Source organism: Planctomycetia bacterium, from assembly GCA_016795155.1.
Taxonomy (GTDB): Bacteria; Planctomycetota; Planctomycetia; order Gemmatales; family HRBIN36; genus JAEUIE01.
In genome coordinates this window covers 51,161-67,145 of sequence record JAEUIE010000050.1, presented here as the reverse complement: position 1 = coordinate 67,145, position 15,985 = coordinate 51,161, and the positions used below count along the sequence as shown (strand labels likewise).

Annotated in this window: 17 protein-coding genes; 5 read left to right on the top strand and 12 right to left on the bottom strand. The window is 50.8% G+C overall.

Annotated features, from left to right (window positions below):
- Positions 1-36: 36 nt before the first annotated feature.
- Positions 37-1,410 carry a M48 family metalloprotease gene (locus tag JNJ77_17045; protein MBL8824296.1) on the top strand — a complete coding sequence of 458 codons (1,374 nt, stop codon included), beginning with the start codon at positions 37-39 and terminating at the stop codon, positions 1,408-1,410.
- Here the strand turns inward: JNJ77_17045 and JNJ77_17040 are convergent.
- Both JNJ77_17040 and JNJ77_17035 read right to left on the bottom strand, forming a co-directional pair.
- Positions 1,407-2,669, bottom strand: a complete 1,263-nt coding sequence (locus JNJ77_17040) for a (Fe-S)-binding protein (protein MBL8824295.1) — start codon at positions 2,667-2,669, stop codon at positions 1,407-1,409. The genes JNJ77_17045 and JNJ77_17040 overlap by 4 nt on opposite strands.
- A gap of 56 nt (positions 2,670-2,725) precedes the next feature.
- Positions 2,726-3,886, bottom strand: coding sequence for an FAD-binding oxidoreductase (locus JNJ77_17035; protein MBL8824294.1), 1,161 nt, complete (start codon positions 3,884-3,886; stop codon positions 2,726-2,728).
- A 139-nt stretch (positions 3,887-4,025) separates the two neighbouring features.
- On the opposite strand from JNJ77_17035, the gene JNJ77_17030 reads away from it, so the two are divergent.
- On the top strand, positions 4,026-4,655 hold the full coding sequence (locus tag JNJ77_17030) for a LemA family protein (GenBank protein MBL8824293.1): 630 nt from the start codon (positions 4,026-4,028) through the stop codon (positions 4,653-4,655).
- A 57-nt stretch (positions 4,656-4,712) separates the two neighbouring features.
- The gene (locus JNJ77_17025; protein MBL8824292.1) at positions 4,713-5,696 is read left to right on the top strand and encodes a M48 family metallopeptidase; all 984 of its coding nucleotides are present in this window, start codon (positions 4,713-4,715) and stop codon (positions 5,694-5,696) included.
- Positions 5,697-5,735: 39 nt separating this feature from the next.
- On the opposite strand, the gene JNJ77_17020 is transcribed toward JNJ77_17025, so the two are convergent.
- From JNJ77_17020 to JNJ77_17005, 4 genes are all read right to left on the bottom strand, one after another.
- On the bottom strand, positions 5,736-6,629 hold the full coding sequence (locus JNJ77_17020) for a hypothetical protein (GenBank protein MBL8824291.1): 894 nt from the start codon (positions 6,627-6,629) through the stop codon (positions 5,736-5,738).
- 19 nt (positions 6,630-6,648) lie between these two features.
- Positions 6,649-7,131, bottom strand: a complete 483-nt coding sequence (locus JNJ77_17015) for a hypothetical protein (protein ID MBL8824290.1) — start codon at positions 7,129-7,131, stop codon at positions 6,649-6,651.
- Between the two features lie 111 nt (positions 7,132-7,242).
- Complete coding sequence (locus JNJ77_17010) at positions 7,243-8,526, bottom strand: serine/threonine-protein phosphatase (protein MBL8824289.1); 1,284 nt, start codon at positions 8,524-8,526, stop codon at positions 7,243-7,245.
- Positions 8,527-8,598: 72 nt separating this feature from the next.
- On the bottom strand, positions 8,599-9,708 hold the full coding sequence (locus tag JNJ77_17005; GenBank protein MBL8824288.1) for a glycosyltransferase: 1,110 nt from the start codon (positions 9,706-9,708) through the stop codon (positions 8,599-8,601).
- Between the two features lie 93 nt (positions 9,709-9,801).
- Here JNJ77_17005 and JNJ77_17000 point away from each other — a divergent pair, with 93 nt between their 5' ends.
- Positions 9,802-10,317 carry an ATP-dependent Clp protease proteolytic subunit gene (locus JNJ77_17000; protein MBL8824287.1) on the top strand — a complete coding sequence of 172 codons (516 nt, stop codon included), beginning with the start codon at positions 9,802-9,804 and terminating at the stop codon, positions 10,315-10,317.
- A 2-nt stretch (positions 10,318-10,319) separates the two neighbouring features.
- On the opposite strand, the gene JNJ77_16995 is transcribed toward JNJ77_17000, so the two are convergent.
- From JNJ77_16995 to JNJ77_16970, 6 genes are all read right to left on the bottom strand, one after another.
- Positions 10,320-11,993, bottom strand: a complete 1,674-nt coding sequence (locus JNJ77_16995) for a glycosyltransferase family 39 protein (protein ID MBL8824286.1) — start codon at positions 11,991-11,993, stop codon at positions 10,320-10,322.
- 158 nt (positions 11,994-12,151) lie between these two features.
- Positions 12,152-12,319: a hypothetical protein gene (locus tag JNJ77_16990; GenBank protein MBL8824285.1), complete on the bottom strand. Its 168-nt coding sequence runs from the start codon at positions 12,317-12,319 to the stop codon at positions 12,152-12,154.
- A gap of 66 nt (positions 12,320-12,385) precedes the next feature.
- Complete coding sequence (locus JNJ77_16985) at positions 12,386-13,219, bottom strand: TerC family protein (protein MBL8824284.1); 834 nt, start codon at positions 13,217-13,219, stop codon at positions 12,386-12,388.
- A gap of 62 nt (positions 13,220-13,281) precedes the next feature.
- On the bottom strand, positions 13,282-14,205 hold the full coding sequence (locus JNJ77_16980; GenBank protein MBL8824283.1) for a MotA/TolQ/ExbB proton channel family protein: 924 nt from the start codon (positions 14,203-14,205) through the stop codon (positions 13,282-13,284).
- 40 nt (positions 14,206-14,245) lie between these two features.
- On the bottom strand, positions 14,246-15,109 hold the full coding sequence (locus JNJ77_16975) for a hypothetical protein (GenBank protein MBL8824282.1): 864 nt from the start codon (positions 15,107-15,109) through the stop codon (positions 14,246-14,248).
- Positions 15,110-15,154: 45 nt separating this feature from the next.
- Positions 15,155-15,556, bottom strand: coding sequence for a hypothetical protein (locus JNJ77_16970; protein MBL8824281.1), 402 nt, complete (start codon positions 15,554-15,556; stop codon positions 15,155-15,157).
- Between the two features lie 209 nt (positions 15,557-15,765).
- On the opposite strand from JNJ77_16970, the gene JNJ77_16965 reads away from it, so the two are divergent.
- A complete protein-coding gene (locus JNJ77_16965; protein ID MBL8824280.1) occupies positions 15,766-15,966 on the top strand; it encodes a DUF350 domain-containing protein in 201 nt (66 codons plus the stop codon).
- Positions 15,967-15,985: the final 19 nt, after the last annotated feature.

Here is a 15,985-nt window from a genome sequence, read left to right as displayed (position 1 = left end):
CGCTTATTCACCATGAAACAGGTGCTATGTTAGGTTATGCGATTAGTCTTTTTCTTTGTCCTGGCGGTGGTTTTCTTTGCACCGCTGGGGACGGGCAAGCCAGTTGACCCGACACGGGCTGTAATTCAATCCAGCCTGGTCTGGCTGCTAATGGGGCTGACGGCAGAGATTCCCTCAAGTTATCTGGTGCACCGTATCCTCACGCGACCAGACAAACGGGAAGAATGGGCGAGACTGCTGCGCATACTCAGGCGATTGCATATCGTCTTTGCGGTGGGCATGTACTTCACCACGCTGTTCCTGTTTGGCTGGCCCTCGGTAGTCAGAAACACCTGGCATCTATCGCACACGCTGTTTCTGGATGAACTGGTCATCCTGCTTCCATTTGTGCTAGGCCTTCTGGTATCGTGGTCGAGTTTTTACCGCGTAGAACGGGCGCTGCATCAAACGAGTGAATGGTCGCAATGGCTGCCCATGCAGAGTGCAGGTGAGTTCATCAAGGCGAAGGCGCGCTACCACCTGGCCATGCTGCTGGAGCCATTGTTTGTGTTTGCAGCCATCCAGGGGGCACTGCAAGGCTATGATGCAGGATGGAACTGGGCGACGCTGGTCCTGTTCGGCTTGCTCAGTCTGATTGCGATCGCATGGTTCCTGCCCTGGATCTGGACGAAGGCCTGGGATACGGAGCCGATGTGTGCAGGGCCTCGGCGAGACATGTTGGAGAAAATCTGCTCAAAACTCAACATTCGATTGACCAACATCCTCGTCTGGAACACGCAAGGGCAACAAGCTATGGCTCTTCTGGCTGGTTATTTGCCACGACCACGGTTTGTCATATTCAGTGATTTGCTGCTGGATCAACTCAGCGATGATGAACTATGTGCTGTGTTTACCCATGAGTTAGCGCACATCCGCTATCGGCATCTTTGGATACTGCTGGTTTATCTCCTGTTAAGCCTGTTGATCTGGACGCTGGCCAGTTGGTTGGTCTCCACGCAGATCACCACATCTTCGATCTGGGATCAGGTACTGTTTCAATCAGCATTGCTTGGCGTAGTCCTACTCTATGTTCGGTTCACTCTGTGTGATCTATCGCGCAAACTCGAACGGGAAGCCGACCTGATGGCTTGCCTGGCCTGGCATGATCAGTCTCATGATTTTGGCTTATCGGTATATGCAAATGCTCTGCACAGGGTGGCGTTGCTTAATGGCGAATCGCCCGACCATGTTGGCTGGCTGCATGGTAGCGTCACCGAGCGTACCGAGAACATGAAGCTGATGATTGAATCGCCCGTGGAACAAGCCAATTTCTCACGACATATGTTGTGGCTGAAAACAGGCCTGGTCGCTGCTCTGGTTTCGCTTACTGTCTGGATTGCGTATGCGTGGTATGCCCCGTGGAAGGGTTAGCGAAGTAGCGGCTCGCCAGAATAACTGGCCCAGAGTGCTTCGATTGGGTGAAGCACGGGGACATTGGGAAGTGTTTGTTTCAAATATCTGGCGATCTGCAGAATACACCCAGCGTTGGCAGTGAAAACCATTTGAGGGTTGGTTTCGATGATGTGACTGACTTTGCGTTTGCCAAGCCTTTCAGCCATCTCTGGCTGTGTCATGTTGTAGCTGCCAGCTGCCCCGCAGCAGATTTCGGACTCAGCTAAAGGTTGAACCTTCAAACCAGGAATCAAGGCGAGCAAGTCGCGGGGCGCCTGCCTGATTTTCTGTGCGTGGCACAAATGACAGGCATCGTGATAGGTTGCCCGCAGGTTGAGCGGATGTTCAGGCTTGACCGGCCCGAGTTCCATCAGGAATTCATGGATGTCGCGTACCTTCTTCTGAAACAGTACTCCCTGTGTTGCCGAATCGGTATGTTCCAGAAGATGAGCATATTCCTTCATCGTTGAACCACAACCGGCGACATTGGTGATGAGATAATCAACATCACTTCTTGCGAGCATCTGATGAACCAAAGATGTGGCGAGTTGCTGGGCCGGCTTCTCATGCCCAGCATGCAGATGCAGCGCTCCGCAACAGCTTTGGGCACGTGGAATCCAGACATCGCAGCCGTTGAACTGAAGCACCTTGGCGGTGGCCCAGTTCACCTGTCGAAACATGGCATCATTGACACATCCTGTGAGTAGTGCCACACTGGCCCGTTTTTTACCTTGCGCAGGCAAAAACTCTGGCAAGGCTGGGAGTGAGCGCAACCTAGGCAACATCTCCTGCATCTGCCTTAGTCGTGTTGGCAAAATCTTGATGATGGCTCGGTCGAGCTTCAACCACTGCAGCCAGCGGGCCGGGGCTATGGCCCAGCGGACTCGCGACGCGTAAGGGAAGATGTGGAACAACACCCATCGCTGCCACCAAGGCAGCCGCTCAACATTTTGTTTGCGGTCCACCAGATCGTTGCGGAAGGGCTCGATCAATTTGCCATACTGCACACCACTCGGACATGCTGTTTCACAGGCTCTACAATTGAGGCAGAGATCAAGATGATCCTTGACATCCTGATCGAGTGGAATCCGGCCATCGACCACGCCTCGCATCAGATAAATACGGCCTCGAGGCGAATCCATCTCGGTGCCGAGTTCCACATAGGTAGGACAGGAGGCAGTGCACAAACCACAATGAACGCAATCGAGGAATAGTTCGTAATTGATACCCTGCCCGATTCCCGTTGGTGGTGTCGATTGATTCTGGGTTGATGCTGATGACAAAGCTTGATTCCTTATTCACCCAGAAATATTTCGTGACGGTTTCGCTGAAACAGATCGTGAGGATCGAGTGTCTGCTTGATTTTCCGCATTAGTTTCCATTCAGGTCGTGGTGTACCAAAGGGCAACAAACGAACACGCCATTGAGCTGGGCAGCTTGACATGAAAAGTATGCCTCCCAACTTGTGAAGCTGCTGACGTAATGCATTGATACGTTCCACCGCTTGTTCTTCTGTAGCTTCTGCAGGCAATTCTCCATTAATCAATCCAGTCAGCGGTTGTACAGAACATGCTGAATCGCAGCTTACCAGTTGCTCAGCGAGCGGTAAGGCCTGACCGCGAGGCACCTTCGCTGCAAAATGTACTGCATCGCGAGGTTTGTTCCTGTTGATGATCTGAGATATATGCTGCTCAGCTTTTTCCTGTTCCACAATCTGCACGGATAACCTGGCCGTTTCGGCAGCCTGTAAAGTCTGTTGCACCTGCCAGTTGACAGCGCTCTGATTGTCTTCAAAACCAAGTGTTAGTTGTTTGCTAGTGGAATTCCAGACTGCCAGAACCGGGTAGACCTGCCGCAATTTCAGTGCCTGCATTAACACATGACAGCCGGAGCTATTTGTTTCTATCAGCAATAGTGACAACTTTTCAGGCTGAGGCTTTACTTTCAGGGTTACTTCAGTGATGACACCCAGCGTTCCCAGCGAGCCGACAAACAGTTTGCAGAAATCATACCCTGCTACATTTTTGACGACGCGCCCACCCGCCTTAATTGCTTTGCCCTGGTCATTGAGCCAGCTTAAGCCGATAAGGTAATCGCGCCAGGAACCCCAGCCTGCGGCACGTGGCCCTGCTAAGTTAGCGGCAATGCTGCCTCCGACTGTTGCAGTAGCTTCATCAGGCACGTCGATAGGCAGACATTGCTTCTGTTCTTTCAGAAGTTGTTTCATCTGATGAACTGTCATGCCTGCCTGCACGGTGATGGTCATGTCTCGAAACGGATAATCAACAACCTGGTTAATGGATCTCATATCCAGTAGCACGCCTGGTTCAGTAGCTGGTGCGAGCCAGTGCTGCTGCGTCATTCCGCCCTGAGGATAAACAGGGCTTTTGTCCCGAAAGGATTGGGCGATGATTTCCTGTGTCTCATGGATCGTTGTGGGTGAATGAACGCTCAAACTGAAATCCCCAAACGGTGGCTGCGAATAACATGTTCGGAAGTATTATTCTTTCAGTAATAGGAATTTCACTGCTAGACAGCACCTTACGTGGCATGCATAATGCCAAGAATCAACTGGATTAACATGGAGATGCAAGATGTATGCATTATTGTCAACTTCTCAATGGCTACTGGCGCAGGCTGATGCTGCTAAGGCTCAGGAATTGCCTTGGACCTGGATTCTCGTGGGAATCGGTGTCGTCCTGCTGCTGATCGCCATCTCGATATATAATGGTCTCGTGAACGGTCGCGTGGAAACCCAGAATGCCTGGGCTCAGATTGATGTACAACTCAAACGCCGTCACGATCTGATTCCCAACCTGGTGGAAACTGTCAAAGGCTATGCCAAGCACGAATCAGGCACGCTGGAGAAAGTTATCCAGGCGAGAAACGCTGCAGTAGGCGCACAGGGCATCAACAACCAGATTGCTGCGGAAAACCAGTTGAGCGGAGCATTGCGACAGCTTTTTGCCTTGTCAGAAGCCTATCCCGATCTGAAAGCCAACACGAACTTCCTCGCGTTGCAGGAAGAACTGAAGAGCACGGAAAACCGAATCGGCTTTGCCCGCCAGCATTACAACGACTCCGTGGGAAAATACAACGCATCCCTGATGCGTTTCCCCAACAATCTTGTAGCTGGCTTCACCGGCTTTGGCCCGGTTGGCTTTTATGAAGTCGCCCCGGAAGAGGCGGCCGCTGTCAATCAGGCACCGAAAGTACAGTTCTAAGGAAGGCAAAGTTCCGGCATAGATTCGCCATGCCGGGTTTTCTCTCGCGCAAATCCTATGCACACTTTCCGAGATGATATTGCAGCCAATAAGAGAGCGAGCGTTGTGCTTGTTGTCTGCTTTGTTCTGTTTGTAGCTGCGATTGCCGTCATACTGGCAATCGCTTTCATCTCGATGTCCACACAGAACGCTACCTGGGCTGAGGTACAGTCCGGAGTTATTGCAGGGCTGGTGGCTGCTGTGATCGCCTTTTTCATTTGTTCATTGGCGTACTTTAACGGCAGTTCGCTTGTTCTGGGTGTCAGTGGCGCCAGGCCATTACAGCCCGGCGAAGACCCTGAACTGTATCATGTCGTGGAAGAAATGGCGATTGCGGCCAATGTACCGATGCCGCAGGTTTATCTGATTGATGATACTGCGATGAATGCATTCGCTACTGGTCGCGATCCCGCACATGGCATTGTTGCCATTACCACTGGACTTCGCTATCGCCTGAATCGAGATGAGTTGCAGGGCGTCATTGCACACGAGATGGGCCACATACGCAATTACGACATTCGGCTAATGCTGCTCCTGGCAGTACTGATCGGCGTCATTGTCATGCTGTCAGATTTCTTCTGGCGAGCGTTGCGTACCGGGGCACACTGGGGCGGCACTTCGCGCCATCGCACCTCCAGTGATGGCAGCAGTAAAAAAGATGGTGCTGCCATCTTCATCGCCATCATGGTGGTGCTGGCGTTCATATTGAGTATTCTTGCTCCCATTCTGGCTCAGATCATTCAACTGGCAGTCAGCCGAAAACGTGAATACCTGGCAGATGCATCTGCGGTTGAATTTACACGCAACCCGAGTGGATTGATTGGTGCACTGCGAAAGTTATCACGAGATACCGAGGTACTGGAAACGGCCAACCGTGGCACGGCACATATGTATATTGTGAATCCCATCAGGCAATTTTCGGCACTATCTTCTTCGATGTTTTCCAGTCATCCGCCGATTGAAGATCGCATTAAACGGCTGGAAGCATTGATAACCTATTGAGAGGGGTGAGGATTCAGGGGTGAGGGGCGAGGATAAGAATCACTCGCCGCCACGGACTCGGGTAATAGTGTTAGGAACACCTGATGGCTGGAGGCGGGCGATGTCGCGGCTACGATAACCTTGCGGGCGCTGGAACAATTGAGCACCGGCGGCAAGCTGATTCACTTTGCAGTCTTTCAGTTTCATTTCGATGGTGACATTCTGCTCCGGGCAGGTGATTTTGACATGGTAGGGTATGGCGTAGGTACCTACATCTTTTTCCAACTGGTATTCCAGCATTTCGGCACGCCATACTTCGGGGCCTTTGGCACGGAACAGGCGATGCATCACCACGCGGCCGGCATTCGGGCCACTCGTTGCAATCAGCACGCCTTTGTAGAGTTGTTCACCCTGATGATTGACCCGCTTGATTAGTTCAAAATAGGCGCCGTTGCGAAGTTCCCGCATTTCGTATTCCTGCGGGTTCAGGCTCTGCACGCAGAGCGCCTCAGCAATCCAGTCAGGTTGAATTGGCAGTTTGATTTGAGCCTGCGAAAGTTCGTTGTAAGAACAGAAAAACAAATCAGGCGGATCATTCCGCTTCATGTAGAACCAGAATTCCTGATCGTTGGAGCCGAGGTCTGCCTCGGTACTGGCAATAGCACTGGCGATCATGCGGAAATTACGTTCTTTCTGATATGCCAGTTTGCCATTCAAACCAAAGGGCTGACCATTCTGGGTTACTGTAATATCGAGAGCGTCGCTCTCCACCGATTGAATAGGTTGTGCGTTTCTGTTCAGATGGGTGACAAGTTCAGCAGCATTGGCTGGGGTGGTAAAGGAAGCATTGCCACGCGATGGTTCATTCACACCGATGAGGCTTTTGCAACCTGCACTCGTGACGATCAATGTGGCGAGGAGAAGAAACCAGGAATAGTATGTCACTCTCTTCATAGCTTCCTTTCCCGAATTCTCATGCAGCCTGCAACATGGCTTCCACTTCCTGCTGCACCTGCCCGATGGCTTCTTCATTCAGATGCGGGTCGAGAACGCGGTGGAGTTTCTTATTCCTTGCTTCCCGCAGCATAAGCCATTCTTGCCCCTGATCCTTGCGGACATCTTCAAATTTCAGTTTCCGTTTTCTGAGCAGCCACAAGGCAAGCACATAGCGGAAATTGACTTTGACAGCATCCCCTTCGGATTCGAGCCTGGTGAAACAATCATACACCAGACCATCATCAATAATCAATCGCGATGACGCTTGACGATCCGGGACGCTGGTTTGCCACCATGCAAACGCATCCTGGCCTGGTTCCGCCCAGGCTTCCATGGAGATTTCTTCCCTGGCCAGACTTTCGTCTTTGTTGCGAAGAACTACCATGTGCTTCTCACCGGGCTGCAGCACTTTTCCAGTGCGGGCACAGACACGATGAGCAGTCGCCAGCGGGTACGTCATAAAGTATTCAGCCTGAATGACTTCTCAGCAAGTTAAGCCGGTGCAAGTAGCTTCAAGAAGCACTTGTGGAATATGCCGTTTAACCGGACTATACCACTTGGTCAAGCCGAATCAGTGGACTTTCATGACAACTACGGTTCGATCATCCTCAACCTGCTGGCCCTGGGTGAACTGATTGACGCTGGAAATAACATCATCCAGTAGCCCCTGTGCGCTGATTCCACAGTTGCTGAGCACAGCATCGAGCCTTTCTGTGCCGAACATCTGTCCGGCGTGGTTGTGGGCTTCGGTAATGCCATCGGTGTAAAAGACTATTTGATCGCCCGGGATCAATTGCACTTCATGATTCTGGTAAGTGGTATCGGGAAAGATACCCAATGGCAGAGCCCGTTCGCCATCGAGCGTCATGAGGGTGTTATCGGAACATCTCTTCAGCCGCGGCGCCGGATGCCCCGCACTGGCATATTGAATGCGACGGTTAGCTGGATCATACACACCATAGAAGGCGGTGACGAATGCATCCACCTGACTGGTGTACGCTTCCACCAGTCGTTGATTGAGATATTCGAGCAACTGTGCAGGGGGCTTGGCTGGGCCCGGGTAACTGTGGGCAATGCTGTGTGTCACCGCCATCAGCACGGCAGCCGGTGTACCGTGTCCGCTGACATCAGCTATCAGAATGCCTCGCAAGTCGCCGGGCAAGTGAAAGAAATCGTAATAATCTCCACCGGCTCGCGCAGAAGTCTCATAGTACGCAGCCAGATCCAGGCCTGGAACTTGAGGCAGTTCTTTAGGCAGTAGCGATCTCTGGATGGCAGCTACGGCTTTCAATTCACGATCAATGGCATCAAAGGAATGCTGTACCTGCTCCCGCAATACCAGGTTGTGCGTGGCCCGGCCAAAGAGATTGCTGATCAAAACCTGATCAGGGAATTCATCCGGGTCAAACGCATCCGCCGTTTGCCGCAGAACGATCACCATGTTCACGGCTTCGCCCAGATCATAATGGGGGATGGCGATGAGTGACCGGTGATTGCTCAGGAACTCATAAGCAGGATCGTCCTGGTTGAGATGAAAGTTCTGTATGATCTTTGGCTGAGCAGCATAAATCAGATCGCCGAGGATTCCACCCTGCAACAGCGGCAGTTTCTCAGGCTGCTTCCAGGGATTGATCGTGGGATCGAGCTTGTTGGATCGGGTGATGCGATACCAGGGAGATTCCAGACCACGTCGGCTGATAGCAAGAATCGTATTATCTGGCCTGAGCTTCCGCATGCGGGCGCCATACGATCGCACCATCTCCTGCGGATCGCCATGCAGACTCATTTCCCGCATGGTATCGACAATATGCTGCAGTCGATCCTGCCAACTGGTCACGTGCGTATTTGTTTCCATACCCCAGTCCAGTGAAAGTTGATGCTCATTATTCTATGCCTGACCAGCAGAACGTGTCGGTGACTGGCCTACTCATGACATGAATGTCTTGACTGCCTGCTGCATGGTATCAGTGAAGCGTTCGGATCTGTAATGCAGTGCATTTTGTCTGCAGGCTTTCGGCTCTATGGCATCACCCGATTGCTCAAACTGTTCGATGGCTGCACAGAGAGAATCAACAGTTGCTTCATTAAACCAGATGCCAGTTGGACGCTCGATTTCACCTAAAGGCTGAATGGTTTCAGTTGCGCCACCGTGGCCGTAGGCAATTACAGCGGTTCCACAGGCATTGGCTTCCAAAGGCACTATTCCGAAGTCTTCTTCGCCGGGGAATAACAATGCTTTGCAGCGCTGATAATGTTCCCTGATGACTTCATCAGACTGCCAGCCGAGGAACTGAATGAGATTCGGATCGGCCATCTGTTGCAGTCGTTTCGATTCCTGGCCTGAGCCAATGATCACCAGTTTCTTTTTCTGTCTCATGCATGCCAAAACAGCGAGATCAATCCGTTTGTTGGGAGCCAGGGCTGAAACAGCCAGATAGTAATCTTCCCGCTTTCGTTCTGTGTCTGGATGGTAAAAATCGGTATCCACCGGCGGATGAATGATGAGGCTATCTCTGCTGTATGCAGATCGAATCCGTTCCTGTACTGTTTTGCCATTGGCGATGAATTGATGTACCCGATCCGATGATTTCCTGTCCCATTCTCGCAGTTTTTCGAGTTGTTTTCGGACAATTGGCCTCAGAGGTGCTGGCACTTTACTGATATAGAGTTCCTGCAGGTTCCAGGCATAGCGCATAGGCGAATGACAGTAGCACAAATGTTTCGCACCAGAGGGAACCATCACCCCCTTGGCAACGCAATGACTGGAACTGATGATCAGGTCAAAGCCCGTTACATCCAGTTGTTCGATGGCTCCTGGCATCCAGGGCAACAATGTCCGGTAATAACTTCTGACACCGGGCAGTCGCTGCAACCAACTGGTATGTATCTTGCGTTGTTGCAGAATAGGGGAAAGAGATTGGCGGTCTGCAATCAGCGTGAAAAGTTCAGCATCAGGATACATTCGGGCAATCGCTTCGAGAACTTTCTCGCCGCCACGCATCCCCAGCAGCCAATCATGTACCAATGCAACGCGCAAGAGCATCCCTTTTCTGTTGATGATGGTGTCTTTTTGATTGTATAAGGACTGACTGTTCGCTAGAGTGCTCTTCTACACCAGCAGATTGACATTATGCCCACATCTCGCAAGAAGACTATCCCGGAATTCGCCCTCATTGGTGACGTTGACGACTGGGAAGCGGAACTCACCAAGGAGTTGATCCAACTCAAGCCAGGCAGTGAGTGCATCTTCCATATCGACTCAGCAGGTGGTTCCGTTTATGGTGCTATGGCTATCCTTTCACTGATACGACTGCGCAAACTCAAGGTAACCTGTTATGTGCTGGGAGAATGTTCATCAGCAACAGTACTGATTTTCGCTGCCTCCCAAAAGCGCTGGGTGACTCCCTATTCCACGCTGCTGTTTCATCGGATGCGCTGGGAAAGTGATAAACGGGTGGACAGCATTGAAGCAAGACATTGGGCAACTCATTTCGAACAGCTCGAAGAAGAACTGCTCGATCTTGAAGTCAAGCTGCTGGGCAACATCTCCAAGCAACTGGTACGCTCGTGGATCAACGAAGGGCGATTCATCACCGGCAGACAGGTGGCTGAGGCAGGTCTGGCTCGACTCCAGGAACTGACCTGATACTATGGATTAACATTGAATTGAGCTGGTAATACTGTCTGGAGCCGTACCAGCACCAGGTTGTCGCCTGGCCCTGTTTTTCTGCGTGTATTAGGGCAGCTATCGAGGGGTTGCACCATGCCCAGTGACTGAATCTCACTGATGTCCTTCTGCTTAATCAGCACATATTTATCATCGTCGATATGCTCAGCAAGCGATTGAAACTGCTTGATCTTATCGAGACGTACAATGGGTTTCTTCAGATAGTAAATGATCTGGTGATAGCTCAAATTTACCAGGTGCAACGGCTTATCGAGTTCCTGTCTCTGGTTGATTCTATCCGCAAATTCCACCTGCACCCGACAATGATCATGCACAGGCAGTACCCAGATGAACACACCGGCAATCATCATCCAGATCATGGTGAATAGCGCAGGAACTGACCAGCGATGCAACTTTCTGTAATTCAGTTCCATCACGACCATGGCACTGATCGAGGCCACACTCACCAGAATAGCAATCGGTAACTCTCCGAGGGGATTAGTTTTGTAAATTACTGCCACGCCTGCAATGCCAAGCAGCAGCGTTCCCAGCATGAGAGGTCGCCAGTAGCGCTGCAAAACCTGGCTGGTGACATAGAGCCATCTTTCCAGACCCACTGCAGCTATGATGGTCAGCCCAGGAAGCAATGGCGACATGTAATGCTTCCATTTCCAGGCAGAACAACTGAGAAACAAAACTCCAGGAAGGAACCAGCACAGTGCGAGCCAGACCATCGGATGCTTCCACACTTTGCGATCCATCAATGCGATAATCAGACACGGTGTCCAGGGCAGCAAGACCATCGGCAGATTCAGAAAGTAAAACCAGAGTGGTTCCCTGTTCTCCACCTGCGTCAAGTCGCCCTTAAATCGCCCCCAGTTGTGCAGCAACCACTCATCCAGAATGGGTGGATATCGCAAACCTGATAAAAGTGGATAGGGCAAAGCCATCAGCAGAAACACCAGCAAGCCGCCCGGATGAAAGAAGAATCGTAACAGCGACCATTGGCGGTTCAGCACCATCCACGAGCCAACCGTCAGTCCAATGAAGACAACTCCAATCGGGCCTTTGATCATGAATGTCAGACCGACCAGAAACCCGAACACCCAGGGTGTCCATCTCCCCTGCACTTGCCCGATGGGGCTGGGAATCTGCACCCAGGCGAAAAAGCAAATGGCAAGTGTCACCGAGCAAATTAGCAGCATGTCTGACTCTGCGAGTGTTGCCATCTGCAGCACGTAGTAACTCGTCAACTGAGCAAGACCAGCGAGAATGCCAACGCGTTTACCAAACCAGCGAGCCGCTGTCATGCCAATGACTACAGCAGTCAGTAATGCAGCCAGGCTGCTGGGCAAGCGAACCACCCATTCATCCAGACTGCCAGTGAGTTCGATCGATGCCGCCATCAGCCACATGGTCAAAAGAGGTTTGTCGCCAAACACGACACCACCAACGCGGGGCACCAGAAAATCGCCACTCGCCAGCATTTCCTTGGCTGGTTGTGCGAAGATGACTTCATGCATCGTAAGAGTGCGCTGACTGAGATGATAGCCGATGAGAAGTGTGACACCATACAACAGGATGATGCCGATTCCCTGCCAACCCAATTGAAAAGCACTCTTCTCGGAAGTTGACGAATTCAATGCCTGGGCCATCCCGTGAACTCCTTGCCTTGCTAACCGATTAACCCTGCAAACAGTGCAGCACACCGCATTCTCGCAGGGTCATGCATGAGTACAAGCATAACCCTGCCACAGTTAGCAAGTCTCGAAATAACGGTAATAGCCAACGAGGTCAAGTGAGTTAACAGCGACTACTTGGCAAACGAAGTCGTTTGGCCTTGTACAATTCGAGGCTCTTTATCACTGGAGGTGGGAACAGCGTTAGTAAATCCTGTGTTTTCAACCGGCCTGAAGAAAATAGCAACAGTCACAATCAGTGCAATGGCAATCACAAGGCCGAATCTGGCTTCAGCGGGCATGGTTTCACCGTAACAACAATCTTGCATTATCGTTATCGGATAGCTTTGCCAATAACTGAAGCCCGTTTACGACTTCCTCAATTTCAAGTTGAGCAATTCAACGAGCACCGAGAAGCCCATGGCAAAGTAGATATAGCCACGGTCGATGTGCTGACCGAACCCATCAGCCAGGAGCATAACACCGATCAGGATCAAAAAGGAAAGCGCCAGCATCTTCATGGTGGGATGCCTGGAAACAAAGTTGCCGATGGGGGCAGCTGCCAGGAGCATTACGACTACGGCAGTCACCATAGCCACCACCATAACCCAGACCTGCTTCGCCATACCTACAGCAGTAATGACAGAATCGAGGGAGAAGATAATGTCGATGATCGCAATCTGAACAATAACCGACATGAACCCACTGACGCGTGGTGGAGCGTGTTCTTCTCCGCGACGAGCTTCTTCCAGTTTGTGCGAAATCTCCATGGTGCTTTTGACAATCAGAAACAACCCACCAATAATCAGCACGATGTCTCGCAAGGAAACCTGGTTACGCTGTTCGAAAATGGCTTCAGCCATCGCAGGAGTCAGTGCGACTTCGGTACCATGAATGTCTTTGTTCATCAAGTTCTTGTCACGTTCATCGACCACTTCCTTGAGTTCAGGTCTGAGCCAGCTTCCTGGAATGCCTATGTCGGTCCAACTGAAGATAGGCGTGGTCATGCTGGCAAGCCAGGCGAGCGCGAACAACAGCAACAATCTCGATGCAAGTGCTGCGCCTAAACCTAACTGCCTGGCAATGGTCTGTTGATGTGCAGGCAGCCTGCCCACCAGGATGGTCAAGAAGATGATATTGTCGATGCCGAGCACAATTTCCATGGCCGTCAATGAAATCAATGCAAAGAGCCAGTCAGGCATAAACACCTCAATGAAACAGATAAAGGCAGTATAAAAGATAAACTACTGGATGAAACGGAATATCAGGACAAACCGCCCAGACCGTGGCCAAAATCTCTTGTCACTCGTTCCCGGCCTAGACTGGTGTTTCCAGGCAAAGGTGGCGCTGCGGGCGGTACATCTTTCACAGGTACGCCAACCAGCTTTTCTGGGGCTGCGGGGAGTATCGAATCGATATTCACTAACTTGACCAGCAATCGTTCGAGACAGAACTGTTGTGCGTCAAGAACCAGTTGCTCTTCTGATCGCTGTTGCAGATGAATGAAAAACATCAGGACCACACTGAGTGACAACGCCACCAGCGTGCAATCGAAAGTAAAACCCAGACTTCGTGTTGTCTGATCGAGAAACTGCTGAACCGCTTCATTGCTGCCTAGAGAAGGCGCTGCAGCTAATGCCATTCCCATACCGCGTGCAGTGCCAATGAACCCTAATGCAGGAATTGCCCAAGCGAGGTACTGCACGAGAGACAGCGAAGTCACCAATCGATTCTGAGCCAGGTCGGAGGATTCGCGAATCGCTGTTGCTACTTCAGCAGGAGACCGGCAACTGGCGAACCGTAACAATGCCAGGTCAATCAGTTTCCCAAGTAGTGTTGGCTGACCGCCCGAAAGCGATTGACGCTGAATGCGTCGTTGCCAGAGCCTGGCATCCTCAGGCAGCAGACGGTAATCTTCTTCAGGAGGAAGCAACTCCACCTGGAATGGTCGTCGCTGCCGTCCCATTTCCCACCATCGAGTCCAGAGAATCAGCATGGCCCAGCAAAAGCAGAAATAGCAGAGAAACTGTTCAGGCCCCAGAAGCAATCGGGACATGCGTTTGATGGTGGCATCGCTGATATCATGCGTGGAAATCCACTGCCAGGCAGGTACACCCACGGCTGCCACGATTGCAGCAGACATAATCAGTAGCGGGCCTTCATGTGCAAATCGAAAAGCCTGTTTCATAGTGTGTCTGTCCCGGTTGATGCCAAGCCCATCATACTCATTATTTGATTCGCATTTCAATGGTTTGTGTTTGATCAAATCGAATAGGAACTTCCTGGCCTGATATTTTCCCTGTTAATTCGCCTGTCATCTTCAATTTCAATGTCGAGTGGTATAACCTTCCCGCTTTCGGATCAAAATAGGCTATTCCGTCACTTTCCTGCAATTGTACAGTTCCCTTAGTAATGCTCATTTCAGGATTTGAAGCTTCGGATGTAGCAGGATGATATACCAGAGTTGGCTTATAAGTAATCTTGACCAGTTTCTTCGATTCAAAGTCTTTCATGCCCACAGCGGTCATCTGCAGATTAACCTGTACGCTTCCCAGCGGACCAATTGATGTTTCTGATTTGCGATTCCATTGGAACCCAGCAGGCACTTCTTTTTGCGGAACAACCCCAAAAGCCTGATGCACTGCCTGCTTGAAGTGTTCTTCCGAAAACAGAGCATGGACCACGCGCCGCAAGCTGGGATCATCTCCTGCCAGTTTTTTCAATAGAAGATCGTAACCTTCGAGTTCGGTAACTTCAAACTTCGGGTTCAGCTTCATCGTGAGGGCAACACCCTGTAACTGATTGTAAATCGCATTGTTACCTGGCGATGCACTTCCATCCGGATTCGTCGCCTTCATTGATTCGATGATCTGCTCCAGCTTCAGTGAGCCATCCGCTTCAACAGATTGAACGGTGTATTTCATTACCGCTATATGAACATTATCCTGCTTGTACTCCTGCTCCTTGACACGAACGGATTGAGTCAATCGGCTTGTAGTTTCGTAGCGAAAGGTGTCATTCTGTTTGAATTGCCATTTCAATACCAAGGCATCAGAACTGAACGAAATGATGGTCAGAAGGAGTAAAAGCATAACTCACCAATGAAATAGAGAAATGTCACAACAATTTGGAAACAATTATGGCTTCTTATCATCGCCGCGCTGGTCGCCTTGCACGATATCAATGTACCCTTCATAGCGGTCGTTGTTGTTCTGCTTGCGGTGGATGACGTAGCCGAGACCTTTGCCTTTGAACATTTCTGCCAGCACTTCTTTCAACGGCTTATCCTCGGCTTTGTAGGTGAAGCTCATATTCTGCGACACGCCGCCTTTGGTATCGAGGCGGAACTTCACTTCAGCTTCTTTCTCCAATTCGCTGACAACATCCTTCAGGCGTTCATCGGTAAAGCTCACAGTTATCTTCGTATCGAGTTTTTTTCTCGTGCGTGCCACCAGGGGAGAATCTTTCTGTTTATCCTGAGCCTCAATCGTTGCGAATAGAGTTGAGAAGATGGCTAAACTCAATAGGGCACGAAACATCGGCATTTCTCCCATGGATCATTTCAATATAGGGTTTCCATGCCCAGCGAATATGTAGTGCATGGCTGTGAGAAAGATGGCATTATTATAATGTGCCTTTTTTCTAGATGTACGCCATAATATTGGTTATGCTGCGAACGAATAACTTTCAATCCATCAAGGATCAACCCATGTTGAGTCTCTTTGCAGAAGTGTGGCATCCCACCAATATGTACGAAGCATTGCTTTCCGCAGTGTTGTTTGGTGCGGTTGGCATTTTGATGGCGGTTGCCGGCTTCAAGCTGTTTGACTGGATCACGCCTGGTGACCTGGGTGGGGAAATAACCTCAAAATCCAATATTGCCGCAGCCATCCTCGCTGGGGCGGTAGTTATTGGAATCAGCATCATCATGGCCGCTGCCATAGGCTAGAATAGTCTGAGTTGGTTAC